At 39.4% G+C, this 20,437-nt stretch carries 23 protein-coding genes and 1 tRNA gene; 10 read left to right on the forward strand and 14 right to left on the reverse strand.

The window, feature by feature from the left end; genetic code table 11:
- Positions 1-74: 74 nt before the first annotated feature.
- Positions 75-1,721 (forward strand): UxaA family hydrolase, encoded by a 1,647-nt coding sequence (locus CLW00_RS00955; RefSeq protein WP_106132201.1) that lies wholly within the window; start codon positions 75-77, stop codon positions 1,719-1,721.
- A gap of 9 nt (positions 1,722-1,730) precedes the next feature.
- On the opposite strand, the gene CLW00_RS00960 is transcribed toward CLW00_RS00955, so the two are convergent.
- Positions 1,731-2,018, reverse strand: coding sequence for a DUF1330 domain-containing protein (locus CLW00_RS00960; protein WP_106131773.1), 288 nt, complete (start codon positions 2,016-2,018; stop codon positions 1,731-1,733).
- A 237-nt stretch (positions 2,019-2,255) separates the two neighbouring features.
- On the opposite strand from CLW00_RS00960, the gene CLW00_RS00965 reads away from it, so the two are divergent.
- Positions 2,256-2,714: a hypothetical protein gene (locus tag CLW00_RS00965; RefSeq protein WP_106131774.1), complete on the forward strand. Its 459-nt coding sequence runs from the start codon at positions 2,256-2,258 to the stop codon at positions 2,712-2,714.
- A gap of 104 nt (positions 2,715-2,818) precedes the next feature.
- Here the strand turns inward: CLW00_RS00965 and CLW00_RS00970 are convergent, their stop codons facing one another.
- The 5 genes from CLW00_RS00970 to CLW00_RS00990 form a co-directional block, all read right to left on the reverse strand.
- The gene (locus tag CLW00_RS00970) at positions 2,819-3,580 is read right to left on the reverse strand and encodes a DUF2490 domain-containing protein (RefSeq protein WP_106131775.1); all 762 of its coding nucleotides are present in this window, start codon (positions 3,578-3,580) and stop codon (positions 2,819-2,821) included.
- Positions 3,581-3,665: 85 nt separating this feature from the next.
- Positions 3,666-4,277 (reverse strand): bifunctional nicotinamidase/pyrazinamidase, encoded by a 612-nt coding sequence (gene pncA, locus CLW00_RS00975; protein WP_106131776.1) that lies wholly within the window; start codon positions 4,275-4,277, stop codon positions 3,666-3,668.
- 15 nt (positions 4,278-4,292) lie between these two features.
- Positions 4,293-5,210 (reverse strand): ribose-phosphate diphosphokinase, encoded by a 918-nt coding sequence (locus CLW00_RS00980; protein ID WP_106132202.1) that lies wholly within the window; start codon positions 5,208-5,210, stop codon positions 4,293-4,295.
- Positions 5,203-6,681, reverse strand: a complete 1,479-nt coding sequence (locus CLW00_RS00985) for a nicotinate phosphoribosyltransferase (RefSeq protein WP_106131777.1) — start codon at positions 6,679-6,681, stop codon at positions 5,203-5,205. The genes CLW00_RS00980 and CLW00_RS00985 overlap by 8 nt, the downstream gene beginning before the upstream one ends.
- A 98-nt stretch (positions 6,682-6,779) precedes the next feature.
- Positions 6,780-7,580 (reverse strand): DMT family transporter, encoded by an 801-nt coding sequence (locus tag CLW00_RS00990; RefSeq protein WP_106131778.1) that lies wholly within the window; start codon positions 7,578-7,580, stop codon positions 6,780-6,782.
- 176 nt (positions 7,581-7,756) lie between these two features.
- Here CLW00_RS00990 and CLW00_RS00995 point away from each other — a divergent pair, with 176 nt between their 5' ends.
- Both CLW00_RS00995 and CLW00_RS01000 read left to right on the forward strand, forming a co-directional pair.
- Positions 7,757-8,203 (forward strand): peroxiredoxin, encoded by a 447-nt coding sequence (locus CLW00_RS00995; protein WP_106131779.1) that lies wholly within the window; start codon positions 7,757-7,759, stop codon positions 8,201-8,203.
- 87 nt (positions 8,204-8,290) lie between these two features.
- Positions 8,291-8,740 (forward strand): DUF6252 domain-containing protein, encoded by a 450-nt coding sequence (locus CLW00_RS01000; RefSeq protein ID WP_146131350.1) that lies wholly within the window; start codon positions 8,291-8,293, stop codon positions 8,738-8,740.
- A gap of 5 nt (positions 8,741-8,745) precedes the next feature.
- Here the strand turns inward: CLW00_RS01000 and CLW00_RS01005 are convergent, their stop codons facing one another.
- Complete coding sequence (locus tag CLW00_RS01005; protein ID WP_106131781.1) at positions 8,746-9,414, reverse strand: ABC transporter ATP-binding protein; 669 nt, start codon at positions 9,412-9,414, stop codon at positions 8,746-8,748.
- Between the two features lie 139 nt (positions 9,415-9,553).
- On the opposite strand from CLW00_RS01005, the gene sucC reads away from it, so the two are divergent.
- From sucC to CLW00_RS01020, 3 genes are all read left to right on the forward strand, one after another.
- Positions 9,554-10,765 carry an ADP-forming succinate--CoA ligase subunit beta gene (sucC, locus tag CLW00_RS01010; RefSeq protein WP_106131782.1) on the forward strand — a complete coding sequence of 404 codons (1,212 nt, stop codon included), beginning with the start codon at positions 9,554-9,556 and terminating at the stop codon, positions 10,763-10,765.
- Between the two features lie 33 nt (positions 10,766-10,798).
- Positions 10,799-10,872 (forward strand) — tRNA-Arg (locus CLW00_RS01015).
- 104 nt (positions 10,873-10,976) lie between these two features.
- Positions 10,977-12,146 (forward strand): tyrosine-type recombinase/integrase, encoded by a 1,170-nt coding sequence (locus CLW00_RS01020; RefSeq protein WP_106131783.1) that lies wholly within the window; start codon positions 10,977-10,979, stop codon positions 12,144-12,146.
- A 261-nt stretch (positions 12,147-12,407) separates the two neighbouring features.
- On the opposite strand, the gene CLW00_RS01025 is transcribed toward CLW00_RS01020, so the two are convergent.
- The 5 genes from CLW00_RS01025 to CLW00_RS21505 all read right to left on the reverse strand — a co-directional run bounded on the left by CLW00_RS01025 (position 12,408) and on the right by CLW00_RS21505 (position 17,567).
- Entirely contained in the window at positions 12,408-13,187 is a 780-nt protein-coding gene (locus CLW00_RS01025; protein ID WP_106131784.1) for a hypothetical protein, read from the reverse strand.
- 25 nt (positions 13,188-13,212) lie between these two features.
- Positions 13,213-13,551: a hypothetical protein gene (locus tag CLW00_RS01030; RefSeq protein ID WP_106131785.1), complete on the reverse strand. Its 339-nt coding sequence runs from the start codon at positions 13,549-13,551 to the stop codon at positions 13,213-13,215.
- 52 nt (positions 13,552-13,603) lie between these two features.
- Entirely contained in the window at positions 13,604-16,939 is a 3,336-nt protein-coding gene (locus tag CLW00_RS01035; protein ID WP_106131786.1) for a phage tail tape measure protein, read from the reverse strand.
- Between the two features lie 88 nt (positions 16,940-17,027).
- Positions 17,028-17,261 (reverse strand): hypothetical protein, encoded by a 234-nt coding sequence (locus CLW00_RS01040; RefSeq protein ID WP_146131351.1) that lies wholly within the window; start codon positions 17,259-17,261, stop codon positions 17,028-17,030.
- Between the two features lie 117 nt (positions 17,262-17,378).
- Positions 17,379-17,567 (reverse strand): hypothetical protein, encoded by a 189-nt coding sequence (locus CLW00_RS21505; protein WP_211300129.1) that lies wholly within the window; start codon positions 17,565-17,567, stop codon positions 17,379-17,381.
- 308 nt (positions 17,568-17,875) lie between these two features.
- On the opposite strand from CLW00_RS21505, the gene CLW00_RS01050 reads away from it, so the two are divergent.
- The 3 genes from CLW00_RS01050 (at position 17,876) to CLW00_RS01060 (ending at position 19,725) form a co-directional block, all read left to right on the forward strand.
- A complete protein-coding gene (locus CLW00_RS01050; RefSeq protein WP_106131789.1) occupies positions 17,876-18,136 on the forward strand; it encodes a hypothetical protein in 261 nt (86 codons plus the stop codon).
- Entirely contained in the window at positions 18,123-18,875 is a 753-nt protein-coding gene (locus CLW00_RS01055) for a hypothetical protein (RefSeq protein ID WP_106131790.1), read from the forward strand. Before CLW00_RS01050 ends, CLW00_RS01055 begins: the two co-directional genes overlap by 14 nt.
- Before the next feature lie 226 nt (positions 18,876-19,101).
- Positions 19,102-19,725, forward strand: coding sequence for a hypothetical protein (locus tag CLW00_RS01060; protein ID WP_106131791.1), 624 nt, complete (start codon positions 19,102-19,104; stop codon positions 19,723-19,725).
- Between the two features lie 15 nt (positions 19,726-19,740).
- On the opposite strand, the gene CLW00_RS01065 is transcribed toward CLW00_RS01060, so the two are convergent.
- Complete coding sequence (locus tag CLW00_RS01065; protein WP_106131792.1) at positions 19,741-20,055, reverse strand: hypothetical protein; 315 nt, start codon at positions 20,053-20,055, stop codon at positions 19,741-19,743.
- Positions 20,042-20,437: a hypothetical protein gene (locus tag CLW00_RS01070; RefSeq protein WP_106131793.1), complete on the reverse strand. Its 396-nt coding sequence runs from the start codon at positions 20,435-20,437 to the stop codon at positions 20,042-20,044. Before CLW00_RS01070 ends, CLW00_RS01065 begins: the two co-directional genes overlap by 14 nt.

Genomic DNA, 20,437 nt, shown 5'->3' on the forward strand with positions numbered 1-20,437 from the left:
CCTTAAATTTTCATTTACTTGTTTTGGGACAAGCTTTACGCAATCGTTTTCCACTTATTCAATCTGAAACTACAATTTTGAGAAAGACAATCAAAATCCACCCCGCTGACAATGTACTCGTGGCCTTGGTAAATCTAGAAAATGGCGAAACGATACATCATGAAGATAGCACTATTACTTTGATACAAGAAGTGCCGGCTAAACATAAGTTTACAATACAACCTGTCAAACAAGGTGAGGAAATCATTATGTATGGCATTATTGTAGGAAAAGCCTTGGAAAATCTTTCTAAAGGATCAGTGATTACCACCGAAAACATCAAACATGCCACCAATTCCTTTGGAAGAAAAACAGGCGTTTTTAACAGCATCAAACCTGATATTTCCAAGTTTGAAAAGCGAAAATTTCAAGGATTCCATAGAGATGATGGACAGGTAGGAACAGCAAATTATTGGTTGGTCATCCCTTTGGTGTTTTGTGAAAATCGTAACGTAGAAATTATCAAACAGGCATTTTTAGAGGAACTTGGTTTTAGTAAGCCAAACCCATTTAAAAATTTGGTAAAACAAATGAAAAAAGCTTTGACTCTAGGTGGCCCCTCAGAAGTAGAAGCCCTTTCACTTGATGAGGCTAAGAATACGACAGAAAACCGTTTTTTTGAAAATATTGATGGCATCAAATTTCTAACCCATCAAGGTGGCTGCGGGGGTACCAGACAGGATTCTGAAATGCTTTGTTCGCTTTTGGCAGGTTATCTTAATAATCCCAACGTGGCAGGTGGTACAGTCTTAAGCCTTGGATGTCAGAATGCTCAAATCTCCTTGCTTGAAGAAAAGTTAAAGGTAATAAATAAAAATTTCAGTAAGCCACTAATAGTCTTGGAACAGCAGCAGGAAGGAACTGAAATAGCACTTTTGACCAAAGCAATAAAAGCTACTTTTGTTGGTATGGCAGAGGCAAATAGCCAAGAAAGAAAGCCAGCACCTTTAAGTAAATTATGCATTGGACTGGAATGTGGAGGCTCAGACGGTTTCTCTGGCATTTCTGCAAACCCTTCTGTAGGCCATGCTTCTGATTTGATTGTAGCTTTGGGCGGGAAAACAATTTTATCCGAATTTCCAGAATTGTGTGGTGTTGAACAGGAATTGATCAACAGGTGCGTTGATGAAAACACAGCCGAAAAATTCGCGCAACTTATGAAAGCCTATTCAGCTTCGGCTGCAGCTGTGGGTTCCGGCTTTGACATGAATCCCTCACCAGGAAACATTAAAGACGGATTGATCACAGATGCCATTAAGTCTGCCGGTGCAGCCAAAAAAGGGGGAACTTCCCCAGTTTCAGATGTCTTGGACTACGGTGAATATGTGAATAAAGCTGGTCTTAACCTGCTCTGTACGCCAGGAAACGATGTAGAAAGTACTACGGCAATGGCTGGCTCTGGAGCAAATGTGATTTTATTCACCACAGGCTTAGGCACACCGACAGGAAATCCAATTGCTCCTGTAGTCAAGATTTCATCTAATACTACACTCTCTCAAAGGATGCCTGACATCATTGATTTCAATACAGGAGAGATTATCACCGGTGAAAAAACCATTGAAGAGATGGGAGAAGAATTGTTGGAAATGATCATTAAGGTTGCTTCAGGAGAAGTCGTCCCAAAAGCAGTAGCATTGGGTCAAGATGATTTTATTCCTTGGAAAAGAGGTGTTTCCCTCTAGTTTGATAGGTCAATTGCTCTCGACTACCAACATCTTCGAATTGGCTGCTTCATACCGGATAGCTTTCGCTTTGGAATACTCCGGTGAAGCCCACCAATTCTTAGCAGTTTCCACATCTGGAAATTCTAAAATAACGAGTCTTTCAGGATTCCAGTTACCTTCTAAAGACTCTGTTTTGACACCTCTGACTACAAAGCGGCCTCCATATAGTTGGATAGTGGCAAGTGTATGTTTTTTGTATTCTTCATACAATTCTGGATTGTGGATACTGACTTCCACCAATACTAGTGCAGGCATGATTATGTATTTAAGATATTACTTTTAAACTCTGAATAGACAGCACTTCAAATTTGTGATTATTAAAATGGAAAAAAAAGATATAATTCAAATTGGGTTGATAAATTTTAGAAGAGGTTAAGGAGATTGAAAGGTGAGATAATCGAATTCATTGATTATCAAAGCCACAACAGGATTATAGAAAATTGAACCAATCTAAAAAGTCATAAATTCATCAATTTGCCTTTACTTTGCAAAATGGAAACGCAATCAGACATCAAGGAAAAACTTCTTCAGGCAGCAAAATCTTTGCTGAAAGAGCAAATAGTAAGTTTAGAAAGAGAACTTAAAGAACTTCAACATTCCTCAGAGGCAGAGGAAAAAAGCTCAGCAGGTGACAAATTTGAAACCCATCAAGAAATGCTCAATCAAAACAGGTCCATACTTGAAAAGAGGAAAATCAGTTCTAAAGCCATGCTGAATCAATTGAATGCAGTTCCTGTGAAAGAAACCAAAACTGTAGAGGAAGGCAGTTTACTTAAAGTTCCAATGGGAAATATTTGGGTATCTGTTCCATTTGGCAAGCTAGATGTGGAAGGAGTAGCTTACCAGTTGGTTTCTCCTGATTCTCCATTGATACAGGCTATTTGGGGGCAAACCGAAGGAAGCACAGCAAATTTTAGGGACAAAAGCTTTACGATCGAAACTTTAATTTAGATAGTTTGGTCAATTTCTTTATGATTTATATACTAAAAAGGATAAAATCCATGTCTTTCAATTTAGTATAAAAAACTGATTTAAAGTACTTTAAATAAACTTACTTAAAGTTTAAAATTTGTGTTGACAATCAATCCACGGTTGTACTGAAGTATTTGTTTTCCGTCTACCAAACGACTAAACAGCAAGGTCTGAGACAGGTATCCCGCTTCAATTCTCAAGTTTCTTTGAAGATCTATTCCGGCAAGAAACCCAAACCTATTTTGATCAAAAATATTCTGTCCTATATTTTTTCCAAAACCAATCATGATCTCATCATAAGCAGCAAAATATGGTACTACAGTTGCTGTGCTGAGTTTTTCAAGAGGATATTCTAACCTTGCCATGTACCTTATTCTATTCAAAAAAATGAAACTATCGGCTTTAGACTTCATTGGATCCATGTATTGGCCTAGCCACCTTTGTTCCAACATAAATCTATGGCTGATGATAAACTGATCGATTGGATTTGAAATTTGAAGCATTTGAAAAGTCCTGTATTCAGGAAACAACTTAGCGGCTGCCTGAAGAGGAACTTTTCCGTAAGGGTAAGTATCAGCATACGCTGCACCTATTCTAAAGACTACTAGATCGTTAACCTTGTAATTGACCCCAAATCTATACAGGTTTTGCTGAGGCTCTGCCAAAAATTCAGATCTTCTCCATTGAAACTCTCCGTGAGTACTCCAGTGCTCCGAAACCTTATGATTAATCGTAAAGGCATTCCAGCTGATGGTATTGTAATCAGCAATTCTCAGATCTTGCCCAGAAAGGATAAACGGATAAAGAAAGATAAGCAGGAAGAAATAGGATGAAGTGATTTTCATATGTTGCGCTGAAACCAATTAAATACACTTCAAAATTACCTATTTGGCTTTGATAGTTTTGTAGCCGAAGTTACAAAGCAAAAATTTAAATCGAAGAAGAATCCAGCAAGATGGCGCCGTGATCTTCCATTTCCTCCAATGCTTTCTCGAAGTCATCTTCTTGAAGATTGACTGCCTTTGTGGCATCAGTAATAAGGTATGTCGTAAAGCCTTCATCTATACCGTCAATAACTGTGAACTTGACGCAATAGTCTGCAGCTAATCCACATACATAGAGCTCTCTTACTCCTTCTGACTTGAGAAAATCACTCAACCCTGTGTCACCATTTTTATTATTGTCAAAAAAACCACTATAGGAGTCTACGAGTGGGTTTGTACCCTTTTGAAATATCCTGATCCACTTTTCCTTATCCAAGTCTTGATGAAACTCCGCACCCTGACTCTCCTGAACACAGTGTACAGGCCAAAGGATTTGCTTTACACCATTCAATTGTACAAATCCACCTATTTCGTGTCCCCCGTGGTTAGCAGCAAAACTTCCATGGTTTTCAGGATGCCAATCCTGCGTGGCTACAATAAATGAGAATTTTTTTTGAAGTTTATTGATTATTGGAATAATTAGATCTCCATCTTTTACTGGAAGTGCTCCTCCGGGAAGAAAGTCATTTTGTACATCGACTATTAACAGTGCTTTCATAACAATTTAGAATTTTTACTTACTGATTTCATGAATGATTAAAGGAGCAATACTCTTTGTTTGCAGAAAATCGGAATTCAATTTGATGCTGTTTGGATGTGTATTGGTAGAGACTACCTTTTTGATTACTCCCGATAATTGAATCTTGTTCAAAGCATCGTTCGAAAACAGACCATGGGTAGTAATGGTGTAGATATTTTTAGCTCCTGCATTTTTGTAGGCTTTGGCTGCATTGATAAGTGAACCTCCAGTACGTACCATATCATCGTAAATAACAACATCCTTTCCCTCTACATCTGCAGAAATACTTGTAACTTCAGTTTTATCACCTGACACCCTTCTTTTGAACACAAAAGCAGCATTTACTCCCATTTCATTGGCTAAAGATTCAACCCATTTTGCTCTTCCTGCATCTGTACAGGCCATCACGAAGCCATCATCGGCCAAATTCCGGGCAGCTTCAATAATTATTGGTTTACAGTAGACATGATTGATCAATGCTTGCCCTTCAAAATAATGAGGTATGCCTTCAGAATGTAAGTCAAAAAATGTGAAGTAATTTCCCAAGCTGGTTCGGGGAAGTGATGAAAACATGACAGCCCTAGATTTGGCAGTCACAACTTCGCCTTCTTTCACCGCACGCTCCATTGTAGAGTATCCGAAATAGGGAAAGAAGAGCTGAATAGATCTTGCTCCATATTTGATCAATGCGTAAGCCAAGTCATATATTTCCAAAGTATCACTGTCCGAGATAGTGCCACCAATAAGGACTACATCTCTGCCATTGACTGCTGTCAGAATTCGCTGGTAACGTTCACCATCCGGAAACAAACGAACTTCTATTTCCCCCCTCTCAAAACTTCCCAATTCAATTACTTCATCTAGCAAATATTGATAGTCAGGTGTGCTGAAAATTATCTTTTTATTACTCATCATAGTTTTTCATCTTCAATACCAAATCCGTTCTGAGGTTATACAATCCCTCCTCCAGTCCCACAGGATAGATGTGGGGATTGACCAGTCTTTTATGTGCCTTGTCGAAAAGCTCCAAATTCCTTTTTGCATTTTCTCGGATTTGGTGGATATCAGGTCTTAAATAGACTTTTTTTCCTTTTTCAAAAATCGGCTTGAGTAAGTTATCCTTTTCAAGTCCATTTATATTTATTTTCTTCCTCTTGGTGGGATCATTCGGGTCAATAATTACATAATTGTTTTTTTCGACAGGATTTCCTGTAAGGTAAATCATGTCTGCCAGTGCTTTCCCGCTTTTTACAAACCTTACCACATCATGGTCACCTGGAATATTGATCTTAATTGATTGTTGAGACACCTTTACTTTAGGTTCCCATTCTCCGGAAGACTTTCTAATAGCCGCTAATTTATACACTGCCCCTAATGCCGGTTGGTCATATGCAGTTACCAGTTTGGTTCCCACACCCCATATGTCAATACGTGCATCTTGAATTTTCAAAGAAGTGATAATCTGTTCATCCAAATCGTTTGATGCTACAATCTGTGCTTTTGGAAAACCACCCTCATCCAACATGTCACGGGCTATTGTACTATAATAAGCCAAATCACCAGAGTCTATCCTTATACCAACCATCTCTTTTCCTTTTTCTCTGAGAGACTTACCGACTTCAATGGCATTTTTCACTCCGTTGATCGTATCGTAAGTGTCTACCAAGAACACGCATTTGTCTGGAAAAGCATCGGCATAGGCATGAAAGGCCTCAAGCTCGCTGTCAAATGACATGATCCAACTATGCGCATGAGTACCAGAAACCGGGATGTCAAATAGTTTCCCTGCCATGACGTTGCTGGTGGCCGAGCAGCCTCCAATATAGGAAGCCCGACTTGCTGCCAATGCCCCATCAATACCCTGAGCCCTTCTCAGTCCAAACTCAAGCACAGATTGCCCTTTGGCAGCTTCGGTAATGCGGGAAGCTTTGGTTGCAATCAATGTCTGAAAGTTGATGATGTTGAGCAATGGGGTTTCCAATAATTGACATTGAATAAGTGGTCCTTTTACCTTGACGATTGGAATATTAGGAAATACAACTGTCCCTTCCTCTACAGCTTCTATATCACAGGAAAAATCAAGGTTTCTCAAGTACTCGATAAACTCTTTTTGAAAGGTCGGTGAGCCATCGCTGTTTTGCATTTCCTCAAGGTATTCCAGATCAGCTTCATCAAATCTGAAATTCCTGCAATAGTCTATAATGTAATCCAAACCTGCTGCAATGGTATAACCTCCCTGGAATGGATTTTTTCGGAAGAATAAATTGAAAACGGCCTCTTGTTCTGCTTTTCCGGATTTCCAATAGGCATAGGCCATGGTTAATTGGTAGAAATCAGTTAAAAGTGCGAGCGAACTCTGGTATAAGTCTTTGGTAATTTTCATGAATGTATCAATAAAACTCAAAAATAAGCTTTTGCAATTATAATCATGATCATTTTAAACCTTGATTTAAACCATCAAAAAAAGAAACATACTTGAATTTATTTTCTGATATTAAATATAACGCCAGCCAGCACAAACGACATTCCCAAATATGTCATTATATTATATGTTTCTCCGAAAATCAAAAATCCAAAAGAAAGTGCATAAATGATACTCAAATAGCTGAGACTTGAAATCTTAGCAACATTGGCATTCTGATAGGCAAGGGTCAGGAAGTATTGTGCAAACTGAGTCAAAATACCGACAGCAAGCAAAATTAACCAATCCCATCCACTAGGTTGGACCCAAACAAGAGAACTTACTATCGTGGCAATGGGTAAGGTGATCATTGGGAAATAAATCATGATAACCAGTGGGTGCTCTGAGGTATTGAGTTTTCTTATAATATTATAGGCCAAACCCATTGCAAGAGAAGCTACCAAGGCTATAGAAAGGTCAATGACAGAAATTCTGGGATCAAAACCTTCAATGATCAGTACACCGATGAATGATATTCCAAAATAAAAAAACTGTTTCGCCCTGACTTTTTCTTTTACGATGAAAATACCCATGATTGCTGTAAATACAGGGGCCAGGTAATTGAGTGTCACAGCACTGGCCAAAGGGATGCGCTGTAGGGTATAAAAAAAGGCAATGAGCCCTATTGAACCTACTATTCCCCGCAAAACCAACAACTTTTTATTGTGGCCCAGCACAGCTACTTTTTTCTGTTTGAGAAGTAAAAAAGTGAAAACAAGACTAAATGCCGACCTAAAGAGGATGATTTCAATAGCGGGGATATGCGACACCAGCTTGACTGCAACATTCATCAAAGAAAATAAAAATCCTGCCAACAGCATATGTTGGACGCTCTTATTGATCAAAATTGTCTGTATTTTTTTGTTCTAATGAGTAATGGATTTTTAGCATTAAGGGTTCAATTCAAATGCTCATTTTTTTGCCTATTCGAACTTTAATCGATCTAAATGCTTTAGTATTCATTATAATTATTTAAAAATGCTGAAATTATAACTATATGGCCCTCAAGAAAGGAACAAAAGCACCGGACTTCACACTTTCGTCTACTTCAGGAGAAAAGTTCACTTTAAGTCAAGATTGCAAAGATCAAGCCTGCATCATCTACTTTTATCCAAAAGATTTCACCAAAGTGTGCAGCAAAGAAGCCTGTGATTTCAGGGATCAATTTGCAGCATTCAGGGCCTTAGACATTCCAATTTATGGCATCAGTCGGGATGATATGAAAACCCATATCAGGTTTAAAGAAGAATATAGCTTGCCTTTTGACCTTTTAAGTGATTTGGATGGTAGGGTTTGCAAATCTTACGATGCATTGATACCTATTGTGAAGATGCCAAAAAGGATCACCTACTTTTTAGACAAAAACCATATTGTGGCAGGAGTATATGCTGACATGTTTGAATCAAAGGCACATGTGGAAGAGATGTTGAAGCTGATCAAATGAAGATATACCCAGTAGTACGGATATAGAAATACAGTTTTCAGGGTATTTCCTCTACTTCTGACATTCGTGAACTTTGTTAAAAAAAACATGAAAAAGTTCACAACAATTATCCTACTGTCGCTTCTCATTATGTCCATGTCTCTTTCGTCTTGTGACAACGATGATTCACCAAACGGAAACTACAATGTTGAAGCACAAATCGATGGTACAGCCTGGAAGGGTTCTGGTAATTCACAGGTAGTAGCTGTCGCCGGAATCACTAGCACAAGTATAGCTGCCGGAGCTTCAGACAGGTCCGCTTTTTCCATTACCATTATGGATGACAAGCCTGGCAATTACCCTCTTGCTAATGTGGCCAGTTATACAGATTCAAACCAAACTGTTTACATGGCTACTTCAGGGAGTATGGTTATCACCAAATTTGAAGGAAATCAGATTTCTGGAACCTTTAGTTTTACAGCAAGGCCGGCGTTGGGAACAGGTAATGGCATTACCATAGCTGAAGGGAAATTTACAAATGTGAATGTTAGAAGATAAGATAATTAACCCTTTTTGATATCAGATAGGATCTTACCGTCTTGCATGGTCAAGGTTCTATCTGCCATTTGGGCCAATTCTTGATTATGGGTAACGATTACGAAAGATTGCCCAAAATTTTCCCGTAAGTCAAAAAACAATTCATGAAGCGCCTGGGCATTATTCGAATCTAAGTTACCACTAGGTTCATCGGCAAAAACAATCCTAGGATTGTTGATCAGTGCTCTTGCCACCGCCACACGCTGCTGTTCGCCTCCTGATAGCTCTGAAGGCTTATGTCCTAGTCTAGGATTAAAACCAAGCATTTTAGACAGTTCTGCTGCTCTTTTCCTTAGCTCAGATTCAGGCTTTCCTGCAATCAGACCTGGAATCAATATATTTTCTTCAGCGGTAAACTCAGGCAATAAATTGTGGAACTGAAAAATAAAACCAATCTGGCTGTTTCTAAAATCTGCAAGTTTATCCCCTTTAAGTTTAGTGATTAGCGTCTCTCCTATCCACACCTCACCACCATCAGCTTGGTCTAAAGTGCCTAAAATATGAAGTAGAGTACTTTTACCTGCGCCTGAGGCTCCGACAATAGAAACAACTTCATTTTCAGCAATTTCTACATCTACTCCTTTAAGGACTTGTAATTCCCCGTAGAACTTTGTGACATCTTTAGCTTTTAGCATGTATTTTTAAACTGGTGTGATGAGAATTATAAACTTAGACAAGACCGCGCAAAAATGCCATTTATTTCCCAAAAAGAGCTAAGCTTAATTTGAAAAATCAATATGTAGGGCTTAACTTCGGGCAAAAATTTTCTCAAGGATGAACATACACGAATATCAAGCAAAAGAACTTTTGAAAAGCTACGGTGTGAGAATTCAGGAGGGTATCGTCGCAGATAGCCCTGAAACTTCCCTTAAAGCAGCAAAAAAACTTAATGCAGAAACAGGAACTTCCTGGTACGTAATCAAAGCCCAAATTCACGCAGGTGGTCGAGGTAAAGGTAAAGTAAAGGAAACCGGTTCAAACGGTGTAGTCCTTGCCAAATCACTCGAAGAGGTGTCTGAAAAAGCCAAAAATATCCTTGGAGGAACTTTGGTAACCATACAGACAGGAGAAGAGGGTAAAAAAGTAAATAAGATTTTGATCGCTCAAGATGTCTACTATCCAGGTGCTTCTGAGCCAAAAGAATATTACCTTTCAATCTTACTTGATAGAGCCAAAGGTTGTAATGTGATCATGGCTTCTACAGAAGGTGGAATGGATATAGAAGAAGTAGCTGAAAAAACACCTGAAAAAATCATAAAAGAATGGGTAGATCCTAAAGTAGGTTTGCAGGGATTCCAAGCTAGAAAAGTCGCTTTCAAACTTGGCCTTGAAGGTAATGCTTTCAAGGAAATGGTGAAATTTATCAATTCTTTGTATAACGCTTACATAGGTTCTGATGCTTCTCAATTTGAGATCAACCCGGTTCTTAAAACTTCAGATGACAAAATCTTAGCCGTAGATGCTAAGGTAAATATTGATGACAATGCCCTTTACAGACACAAGGATTTGGCTGAGTTGAGAGATTTGGCAGAAGAAGATCCTTTGGAAGTAGAAGCAGCTAAGTCTGACCTCAACTATGTCAAGCTTGACGGAAACGTAGGCTGTATGGTAAATGGTGCAGGTTTAGCAATGGCTACCATGGATATGATCAAGCTTTCAGGTGGTGAGCCTGCCAACTTCCTAGATGTAGGTGGTGGTGCAAATGCCACAACAGTGGAAGCTGGTTTTAGAATCATCCTACAAGACCCTAACGTAAAAGCCATATTGATCAATGTATTTGGCGGAATTGTAAGATGTGACAGAATAGCCAATGGTGTAGTTGAAGCATACAAGTCAATTGGAGACATTCCAGTTCCTATCATTGTAAGACTTCAAGGTACCAATGCTGAAGAAGGTGCAAAAATCATAGATGAATCAGGACTTAAAGTTTCCTCAGCCATTACTTTGGCAGAAGCTGCTGCCAAAGTGAAGGAAGCAATTTCATAATTATTGGACTAAGGGACCTTCCCTTAGTCTTTCGCACTCGTAGTTCAACTGGATAGAATATCAGATTTCGGCTCTGAGGGTTGAGGGTTCGAATCCTTCCGAGTGCACAAAACCGCCTTTAAACAGCTTTAAAGGCGGATTTTTTCATTCTGAAACAGATTTTGAAACAGTAACTGTTCAAAATCTGGGTTTAATCGGTCGCAAGACCACCATGACAGTGGAACTCGGAAAGCCAGTTTTTCCCTACAAATTGGCACACCTTAATGACGCAAATGGCGACATCTCTAAAAGGTGGTGCATTAGTTTTCATGTTTATTCTACTGTAGAGAATAATCTTATCAGAAAACAACTTTGGATCTCGGCAAAGATCAAAAACAAACAAGAGCGGTACCGCATTGCCAAAAAGCAAATTGCCCAGATCAATGCTCTCCTTGCTGAAGGGTATCATGTCGGGCAGGAACCGGCGAAGAAAGAAAAGGTCAATGGATCATTGCTTACCTGGTTGGAAGCTTTTGACTGGGTGTATGATCACCGTGAACCCAATCTCCGGAAAAGGTCCATCCAATCGCTCGAACTCATCAGAAAAGAACTTAAACTCTTTCTGCAAGAGCGTAAACAGGAAAACCTTGCTTTGGTGTTGGTTGATCATGCAATCTGTGATGCATACATGCAGTGGATCCGTAAAAGAAGAAAACTGGGAAATTCCAGTTACAATAACAACCTGACCTACCTCAAGATCAATTTCAATTACCTGGTCAAAAATCAAAAGTTGCTCGTCAATCCTGCCAAGGCAATCGCACCACTGAAAATAGAAGAGCCGGCAGTATATAGCTTTCCCAAGGAAGTAAAACTCAATTTGATGAAAGCTTACGAAGAGGAAGAGCCCCCACTGAAAATTTTTGCCCAATTTATTTATTACACTTTCATCAGACCGGGAGAGCTGAGGAGGCTGAAAGTTCGTGATGTGTTAGAAAAAACGATCAACATACCCGGTACAGCCTCGAAAAATAGAAGATCAGAGCATGTTATTATTTCTCCTGCTATGGAGAGGCTATTGGTAAAACTTAAAGTCAGGGAATTTCCGCCCAATTATTTTTTGATTGGGCCTGAAGGAATTCCAAGCACGAAACAGGTTTACATCAACAATTTTACCCGAAGGCACCTGATCATACGAAAAAAGCTAGGGCTGATATCCGAATACACATTGTACTGTTGGAAGCATACCGGTGTAGTGGATACCTATCAGGCCACGCTTGATATTGAGTTTGTCAGTCGTCAGTGTCGTCATTCGAGCCTTGATATGACAAAGCGCTATCTGCGGGGTTTGGGTCTTTTGCCTGAATATCCTCGGCAGCAGTTTCTGCCTGATCTGGGTCTTTGATCTTCCAAAGGTTGTAGATGATGGAAGCTGCACGGTAATGCGTGGCATTGCCGTAGTCCAGATCCAGTTCAAAATTTTCGTTGACAGCTACCAGCTGATTTTGTGTCAGTATGGACATAAGAAGAGGGGTTAATGGTGGTGCTGTTCTTACTACGCAATGCGCAAAAGACGTAGGACTTCCACCTACGCTCCATCAACCCCAATACTGGGGTCTTGCGCATTGCATTTTGGTTAATAAGAACAGCGTTGTAAAGATACGGATTAGCGCATTTTAAGAAAGCATTTGGCAGTAATCCTGGTCTTTTCCTCAAAATCATCCTCTATTTCAGGATCAAAGTCTTCAGGGTCTTCTTCGGGGAAAAAGAGTTTGGTGAGAAGCTCGTTAAATGTGGGCCACTTCCAGTCATTATTACGGGAATTTATTATAGCAACAATAGGTGCTCCTTCTACCATAAGACAGTGAAAATTTTTGTTGAAGATTGACATTTTATAGTCGTTTCTCAGAAAATCGGCCTTTATTGCCCTCCCAAGAAAATCCATATTAAAGGCTACAAGCATTTTGACCGGACGCATATCATTAAGAAAGGCTGAGTATTTTTCCGAATTATTAAGTTGGGTTTTTCTAAAATCAAAAAAGCGGTGATTTACATATTTGAAAGATTCATCAAAAAGGTAATAGCCTAATTTTGAGACTTCAGGCCAGCTTTCAAATTGATATGATGCGGATTCATAGTCCTCTGGATCATTTTCCAGTTCAATATTTAGTACTGCATAATAAGCCTTTTGTCCTTCGCTTTTTTCAAAATTACTTTCAAGGTCAACTTTTCTTTTCGGTACTGCACGTTTTTGGGGAAGTTCCTTTTTACCCGCTTGGTAGTAATAGGTACCATTCTTATTGATAAATGGTGTTTTTTGAGAAGTAAGAATTTGATCTTTAATAAATTTAAGATTTGCTTCTTGCTTATTTTTTTCAAAAATATTCAAAACGAACAAGAAGAGGATGAAACCTGTCGAGATAAGAAATAAAATAACATATGCCATAATTTTAAAATTGAGGTGAACAATATCATTTTTTAAAAAGGTAAAGTGTCTCTTTGCCACGGCCATCCCTTTGGGACAGGAATATTTCATCCTTCGACCATGTTTTAATTGTGTAATCTGCCTCCAGATCATCTCCATAGATCAAAAGTCTGGATCCCTTTTTCTCGTACTTTTTGGGAGTGCCGTCTATGATGATGCTGTCTTTTTTTACTTCCCAGGCCAAAAAGGGTTTGTCCTCTTCTTCCATTCCAAATTCGGAATTGTAGTCTTGGCTGTAGGCTTGCTTGAGGTAATAAATATTCTGTGAAGGGGTGGTATCACAGGAAAAAAGAAGTACTAAAAAGCCGATTAAGATTTTTTTCATTTTTAAAAATAATTAATCCTCCCAAAAAATCAATTTTAGGAGGATTAATTATTTAGGCCTTATACCTCTTTTTGATCATCTCGGCTTCTTCCTGTATTTTTTCGAATTCGGAGTAGACCAGGTAGGCTTTAATCCTCTTGGGCATATTGTCCATTTTGAACACCAACAATCTCAACAATTCCTTTACTTCTGGATCCGAACTGCCTATTCCACCTGAAGCAACTCCAGAGGAAGTACTTCCCCCATCTACAAAGCCTCTGACCTTATCTTTTCGGATGGATTCAATTGCAGGCAATAGGTTGGCAATGCGGGGATCCTTGGTCAGGATTTCGGGAACGACATATTCATGTTTGTGGACAAATCCCGCAAACTCCCCAAACTTATCACCAAACCCCATCCCTGCATTATCAGTGCCACCACCTGCCCAGTAAGACTTGACGGCAGTGGTGCCCCTTCTTCCTCGGGTAGGTACAGATTGCACATCAGGGGTTTCGGGAGCATCAGGAATGCTGGTCCTGTTGGCTACCCGCATGGCGGCATTGATATTACCCAAGATGATACCTGTACCCGCTGCAATCTTGGCAGCCAAGTCGATTGGTGTGAATGAGGTAGCGGAAAACATCTTGATCATATTGGCAATCGCCTCGGCACTGCCAATCGCGGCTTTTGCAATGGCCATAGTCTTGTCATACTTGGCGATGTCTCCGGAGAAGTTGGCTACCAAGCCCATTGTACCCGTAGCCACGGAAGCGAAGTCCATAGCCATCAGCTTTTTGGCTTCATACTTTTCAGCCTCATCCTGTATTTCCTTCTGCCTGTATTTGTCTGCTAGCTGGCCTAGTGCTTTTTGTCGTTCGGCTATAATTCCCTGTTGGTCAATACCAAACTTGCGGGCAAGTTCAAGTAATATATCATAGTGCTCTTTGATCTTCAGCTCTGCAAGAGCCCTCTCTTCCATAGTGGCCTCGCGGATCTTCTTTTCAGCGTCCAGCTTTTCCTGCGCTTCCTGTTCACGGTGCTTCTTATCAATTTCGCCAATCTCAAGGTTTCGCATTTCAGCGAGTTCTTTCAGACGGTTGATGAATTCCTGTTCCGAGATTACCTTATTGTCAAAATGGCTGGCAAGTTCGAGTTCAAGGGCTGCGTATTGGTCTTTAACCTTTGCAATTTCCCTCTCCTCACCTTCCATCTGTGAAAGCTCAAACTCCCGCTTTTTGCTCTCAATGTTTTCCTTGTATTTTTCCCACAGCTTGCGAAGCTGCTCCATTTTATCTTTGGTCTTCTCTACGGATGGCAATCCGTCTGAAGTAGTGGTCTCTACAGGGTCGTCGGGGATATCAAAATCACCTCCTGAACCTGTCGCTGCATCCATTGTGATTCCAAGACGTTCTATAAGCCGTTCTCTTTCAGTAATCAACATATTGGAATCTTCATCCAGCTTATTGTTGATCTCTATGTTGGTGCGATACTCTGCGAGTAGGTTGCTGAGCTTGGCGGTAGTACCCAAAAGCTTACCATCCCTACCTTCACGTAGGTTATCATAAGATTGGGCCCGTGCAAATAATGTCTGTGCCTGATCCTCCAAGCTGAGACCTTCAAATATTTTTAGATTGAATTTTTCAGCAACCTTAAGCATTTCCTCCCTGAGATGATCCTCGGCTTTGAGCATATTCATCCTTGCTCTAGCGGTATTCTCCGCAGCTGATTGAATCTTTTCGTCTTGCTCCTGTAAGATGATTTTATTGACCAACTGGTCATTGACAAGTTTGATCGCTTCACCAAGTTTCTTGTTGGATACCTTCTCAGCATTTAGATTTCCCAGGTAGGCCGGATATTTTTCCTGAAGATTCTTGATCAGCTTGATCCTATCTTCAGTGCCGGTATTGGTAGAGATAATCTGCAAATACATTTTGTTAAGCTCAATCCGCTCTTCCTGAATTTTCTGGCTGATGGGTATTTTTATCCATCTCGCCCAAGCACCTACAAACTCATTCAGCCCATTCATCACCTCTGAATTGACAAAAAGACCTGCCATCCATTTTTGAATCTTGGCAAGGTTGGCTGCCATATTCTCATTTTTGAGATTGTATTCATTTACTACTGATGTGCCTTCTCTGAAAGCGGCATTGGCTATTTCCTGCTGTTTTCTTAAGGTTTCGGTATTGTTGGCCAATGTACCCAAGACACCCACTACCCTACCGCCATCTTGTTTCAAGTCACCCAGTGTGGAAGCAAGATCCGTGATACCGGCAGAATTGTCCTTCACCCCTTCGAGCATTCGTATAAATGCCTCGTTGGCGTCTGTATTCAAAAGGTCCACAAAGTCCTTCACCTCCATTTTGGCATATTTGGCATATTGGTCAGCGTTTTTTGCCATGCCGATAAATAGCTTGGACAGTGCTGTAGAAGATACTTCGGAAGTTTGTCCTAAACTGTCAAGCGTAGCTCCAAGGCCTAGTACATTCTCAATGCTGATTTTGGCAAGTGGAGCAATACCACCCATCCTTTTGGTGAACTCCACCAGGTATCCTTCGTTGGCCGTGGAAGCCATGCCGAGTTCGTTGATGGCAGAACCGACCTTCAAGAGTGCCTGCTCTATGCCAAATTCCTTTGTCACGCCAAAAGTACTGGTCAGTTTACCCAACTGTCGCATGACCTTTTCCGGATCTCCAAGCTGATCACCAAGGGACACGTTGATTTTGTCAGCTGCATTGACAAACCCCTCGATGTCTTTGATGGATTGGAGTCCAAGACGACCTGCTATTTCTGCAAGACCACGGAGTTCAGACCTCGCAGTCCTGGTGTCCATGTTGCGCAGGGTATTGTTGAGCTTAGTGAGTTCCTGATCTGTAAGACCTGTTGTTTTTTGGACATCGGACAATTCATCGGATAACTTGGCAGAGCCTTGGACCATAGATTGAACCTGTCCCATAAATGCTCCGGCGCCCAAATAGCCAATTGCCAGTAATCCAAAAGTGCGGAGCTCTTTGCCCATTTTGTTAAAAAATCCAGCCGTACCGTTCAACTCTGCCCTTTGCTGACGGATGGCAACATTTACTTTTTGGATTTCAGCATTCAATTCCCGATACCTTTGCGTGCCTCTGGTGGTGGTATTGGTGAGCTCTGTTCTGAGGTCGCGCTGATAGCGGGTCAATTGGCCCATTGTCATTCCGGCAAGTCCCAGTTCCTTTCTTACATCGGTGATTCTTTTTTTGACCTCATTTAGTCGCTTGTTGGCATTTATATAGTCATCCGTTCCCTTCTTGGCTGCCTTCATATCGGAGACTAGCTCTTTGGACTCCATCTCCAGCTTTCCGAGTTCGTTGATGGCCTGTTTACCATCCACTTCCAGACGGACGCGGGATTTGTCTTCTTTTAATTTGCTCATGGCTGTTGGTTTAGCTATGGACAAATTCGGGAAGTCGGTTGGGAGACCTTAGGACAGGGTAAAAGCTGGGAAGTAGGGTTGTAGGAGGTTAGGGATGTGAAGAGCAAAGGCCTATCCTCAGGGTATCTCCCTTATGAATCGGGTATGGATAGTGGATAAGAAAGTGGCTGCTGGTAGTAGCTTCTTGGGTGGATGAGCTGTACACTTTCACATAGTCATGAAAGACTTCTGAGACTATCAGGGTATTATTGATGGCAAAGTGCCTGAGGGTGGAAGGACTGCAGGAGGTGATAAGAAAGAGGGAAAGGATCAGCTTTTTCATTTTGTTTGGCTTTAAGATGTGAGTGAAGACACTCACATCGGCGTCTCTTGAGCCTAAAATGAAAAATACCATCCGGAAGGGATGGTACAGATATTTGATGAAATTCCGATTAGAGGATTAATCCTCTAAGCCGTCTGGATGGGGTTCGTTGAAGATCCAAGTTGTTTGGTACACATATGATGGTTCAATGACCCATGGACCTGTTGGGTTTTTGTATTGTTGGAAAATAAGCTCTGCCTGTTGCACATCTGAAAGAGATGGGATGATTTGGTCAAAGTTCTGCGGAGTAACTGTTAGATTTTTCATGGCTTTTTGATTGAGGGTTTGAAATTTATTTGCCGGTGAAAAGACCGGCTGATCAGCTACCCAAGCCAAGTACAGCGATAAAAAACCAGGAAGGCTTCCTCTGGAAAACCTTGTTTTGATATTGATGGCAGCGCGAATACTTTGCTGTAGAAGACAGTCGGCCACCTTTGCAAAGAAATATTTCTACAACCCGTCAATCTTCCGAAAAGCCAAGTAAAAAGTATATTCGCAGACAATCCAAGTCAACCGTATCAGAAAAGCACAGGCATACTTTTCCATATAAAAACAATGGTCTATATTATTGACATATGAATGACAATCAAATCAACAAAGAAGCCCTAAGGAAGGAACTGGTGGAAATCCGTGACCGGATATCTGCCAAGATTACCAACATCGTCTTTACTAATCAGAAATTACCATTTGACAGGCTATCAAATGGAAGGCAACTGAAGGAGCTGGTAATTATATCTATCAATGCAATCGATCAGGGTAAGGATAAGGAGTTGAATGATTATATTAGGGAGTTAAAAAAAAGAGGAATTCAAATTAAATGTAATGAAGAAACCTAAATTCTTATTTGCTTTGTATAAGTTTAGTTGGGTATGGGTAACAATTTTTGGCTTATCTATAATTGGGTCTGCTTTTATAGCTTATTTTTCAGAAGTTCCAGAGGTATGTCCATTTGGATATGAAACTGGTTTATTCTTAATGCCTCTATTCAATTCTTTGTTAATAACTATCCCAGTTTTCTTTTTCACTTCTCATTTGCAAGATTCAAAAGTAAAAATAGAGGCTTTAGAATTTATGGAAGCTTTCAGGAAGAGTGTATTAGAAATTTTAGAATTCGCTCATAAATGTTCAGAAGATAATTCTAGGGAATTAAACTTAAATGAAGAAAATTTAATGGACAAAATTACAATTTCTGTATCACCTTCATTATTAAACAAATCCTATCAAAAAGGAAAAAATGGTGAACTATTGGAAAATGAAGAGTGGCTTTTAATTCTTATCAAATCTTCAGCCTTTTTGATTTCTTCAGACAAAAGTTATACAGTTTATAAAGGATTTTTCCAAACAATAAGCTTTTTTGAAATGATCGAAAGCGATTTAACTAAGCCATTCAAGATTATTTCAAATGATTCAATTGAAGCAGCCCAAAATTCTTTAGAACAGGAGAAACTTATCGCGATAAATATTTTTTTAAAGAACCTTCTTCACGTTTTAGATAAAATTAATGAAGATAGAATGGGGAAAAACGAGGATTACATAAAATTTCTAGAAATTTTGTCAAAATTGAAAAAAGATTAATTCACCCTAGTATGCGAGATAATCTTACTCGGTTTTTTTATGCGGATTTTGAAGGTTACCTGGTCACCTTTTTTCACGGGAATTTTTTCCGGATAATTAAAAATCGTCAGCTCCGTATCACAGGGAGCAGTGAAAACTACAATGTTGCGCTTGTGTAGAGGTTTCATTTAAGAAATTTACAAATAATATTTTGTCAATTATATTTTTAATCGGATATTATCTGGGGATGGAAGAACTACTCAAAAATGAATTTTGGACTGTTGTAATCAATGGGGGTGCCAATTTGGTTATTGCTGGAGCTATGGTTCTTCAGACAATTATATTTTTGGTGACTTTTTTCATTGGTTTCAACTATCTTAAAGACCATGACAAGAAATTAAAGATTGAGAATAGACAAAAAATCATCATTGAATCCTTAATCATAGTTTCAAAATTAAGCCAAGATGTTATTAAAATCTATCAGGTTGAATTCAAAGATTATTTTGATGAATCAGATAATTATGAACTTCATGAGGCATTAAAAGAGGTCAGATCTGATTTAATACAAAAGCGAAAATCTGAAAGTATATTGGAAGAAAAGTTTGAACAACTTGAAATTTATGCAGGTATTCTAAAAAGTCCGGAATACGATGAAGCTTTACTAAAGTGCACAGATTTAATGATGGATCTAAAAGAACATATTGATTATTTTTTTGATTTACTTGAAGATGTTCTACTTAAAAATGCATACATCCAAATATTGGAATTGACTTACAATTATACAGACAATATGCCTTCACCAAAAATCAATGAATTTTTATTTCGAATCCATAAATTAAAGATACAGTTATTGGGGCTATACCATTCATAATTTATAGACTCATTTCTACTTAATCTGAGCTTCAATTTCTTTTTCCACCTCATATATTACAAGGTCAGTAAGGTTATTGATTTTTTTGATTGAGGACTTGAAAAATTCCAAATCGCTTTCATCCAATTCAACCTCACCTTTGTCATGTAGCCTCAGAGCTATTGACATATTTTTTGCTGCATTGCCGGAATTGATCTGACACAATGCAGATGCGATAGTATCATTAAGGAATATTGGATTTCCTTGATCATCAATAGCTGGCTTTCCAAATACCAAAAGCTGTTTTTTAAGATTGATTTTTTTATGATTGTAAGTTTTAAGCTTTGTCAAATCTGTTATATGAATCTAATATTTGTGCAGCCTGCATGATGATCGCAGGCAATGGAGTAGATTGAATCGCAGTCATCCAAAAGGTATATTCTGGAATTCCGCTTTCCAAAGCAGATTGGTAGTCTTCATCGTTTTCGAAGTTTTCGGGAACAATAAGAACACCTTGCTGAGTGACTAGATTATTATCAGAAATTGGGGTGATTACTCTTCTATCCTGATTTATGTCAGGGTCATCAATAAGATTATCTTCACTGTCAAGGTGCCTGACTATCCAAACTATGTTGGCAAACTTACCTTGATTGGTCATCGAGTTGATTCCCTCCCAAATGACAATTCTTTTTTCACCTGCTCTACTGCCTGATATTTGAATCTGTAGTTCCAT

The organism is Mongoliibacter ruber (assembly GCF_003003005.1).
Lineage (GTDB): Bacteria > Bacteroidota > Bacteroidia > Cytophagales > Cyclobacteriaceae > Mongoliibacter > Mongoliibacter ruber.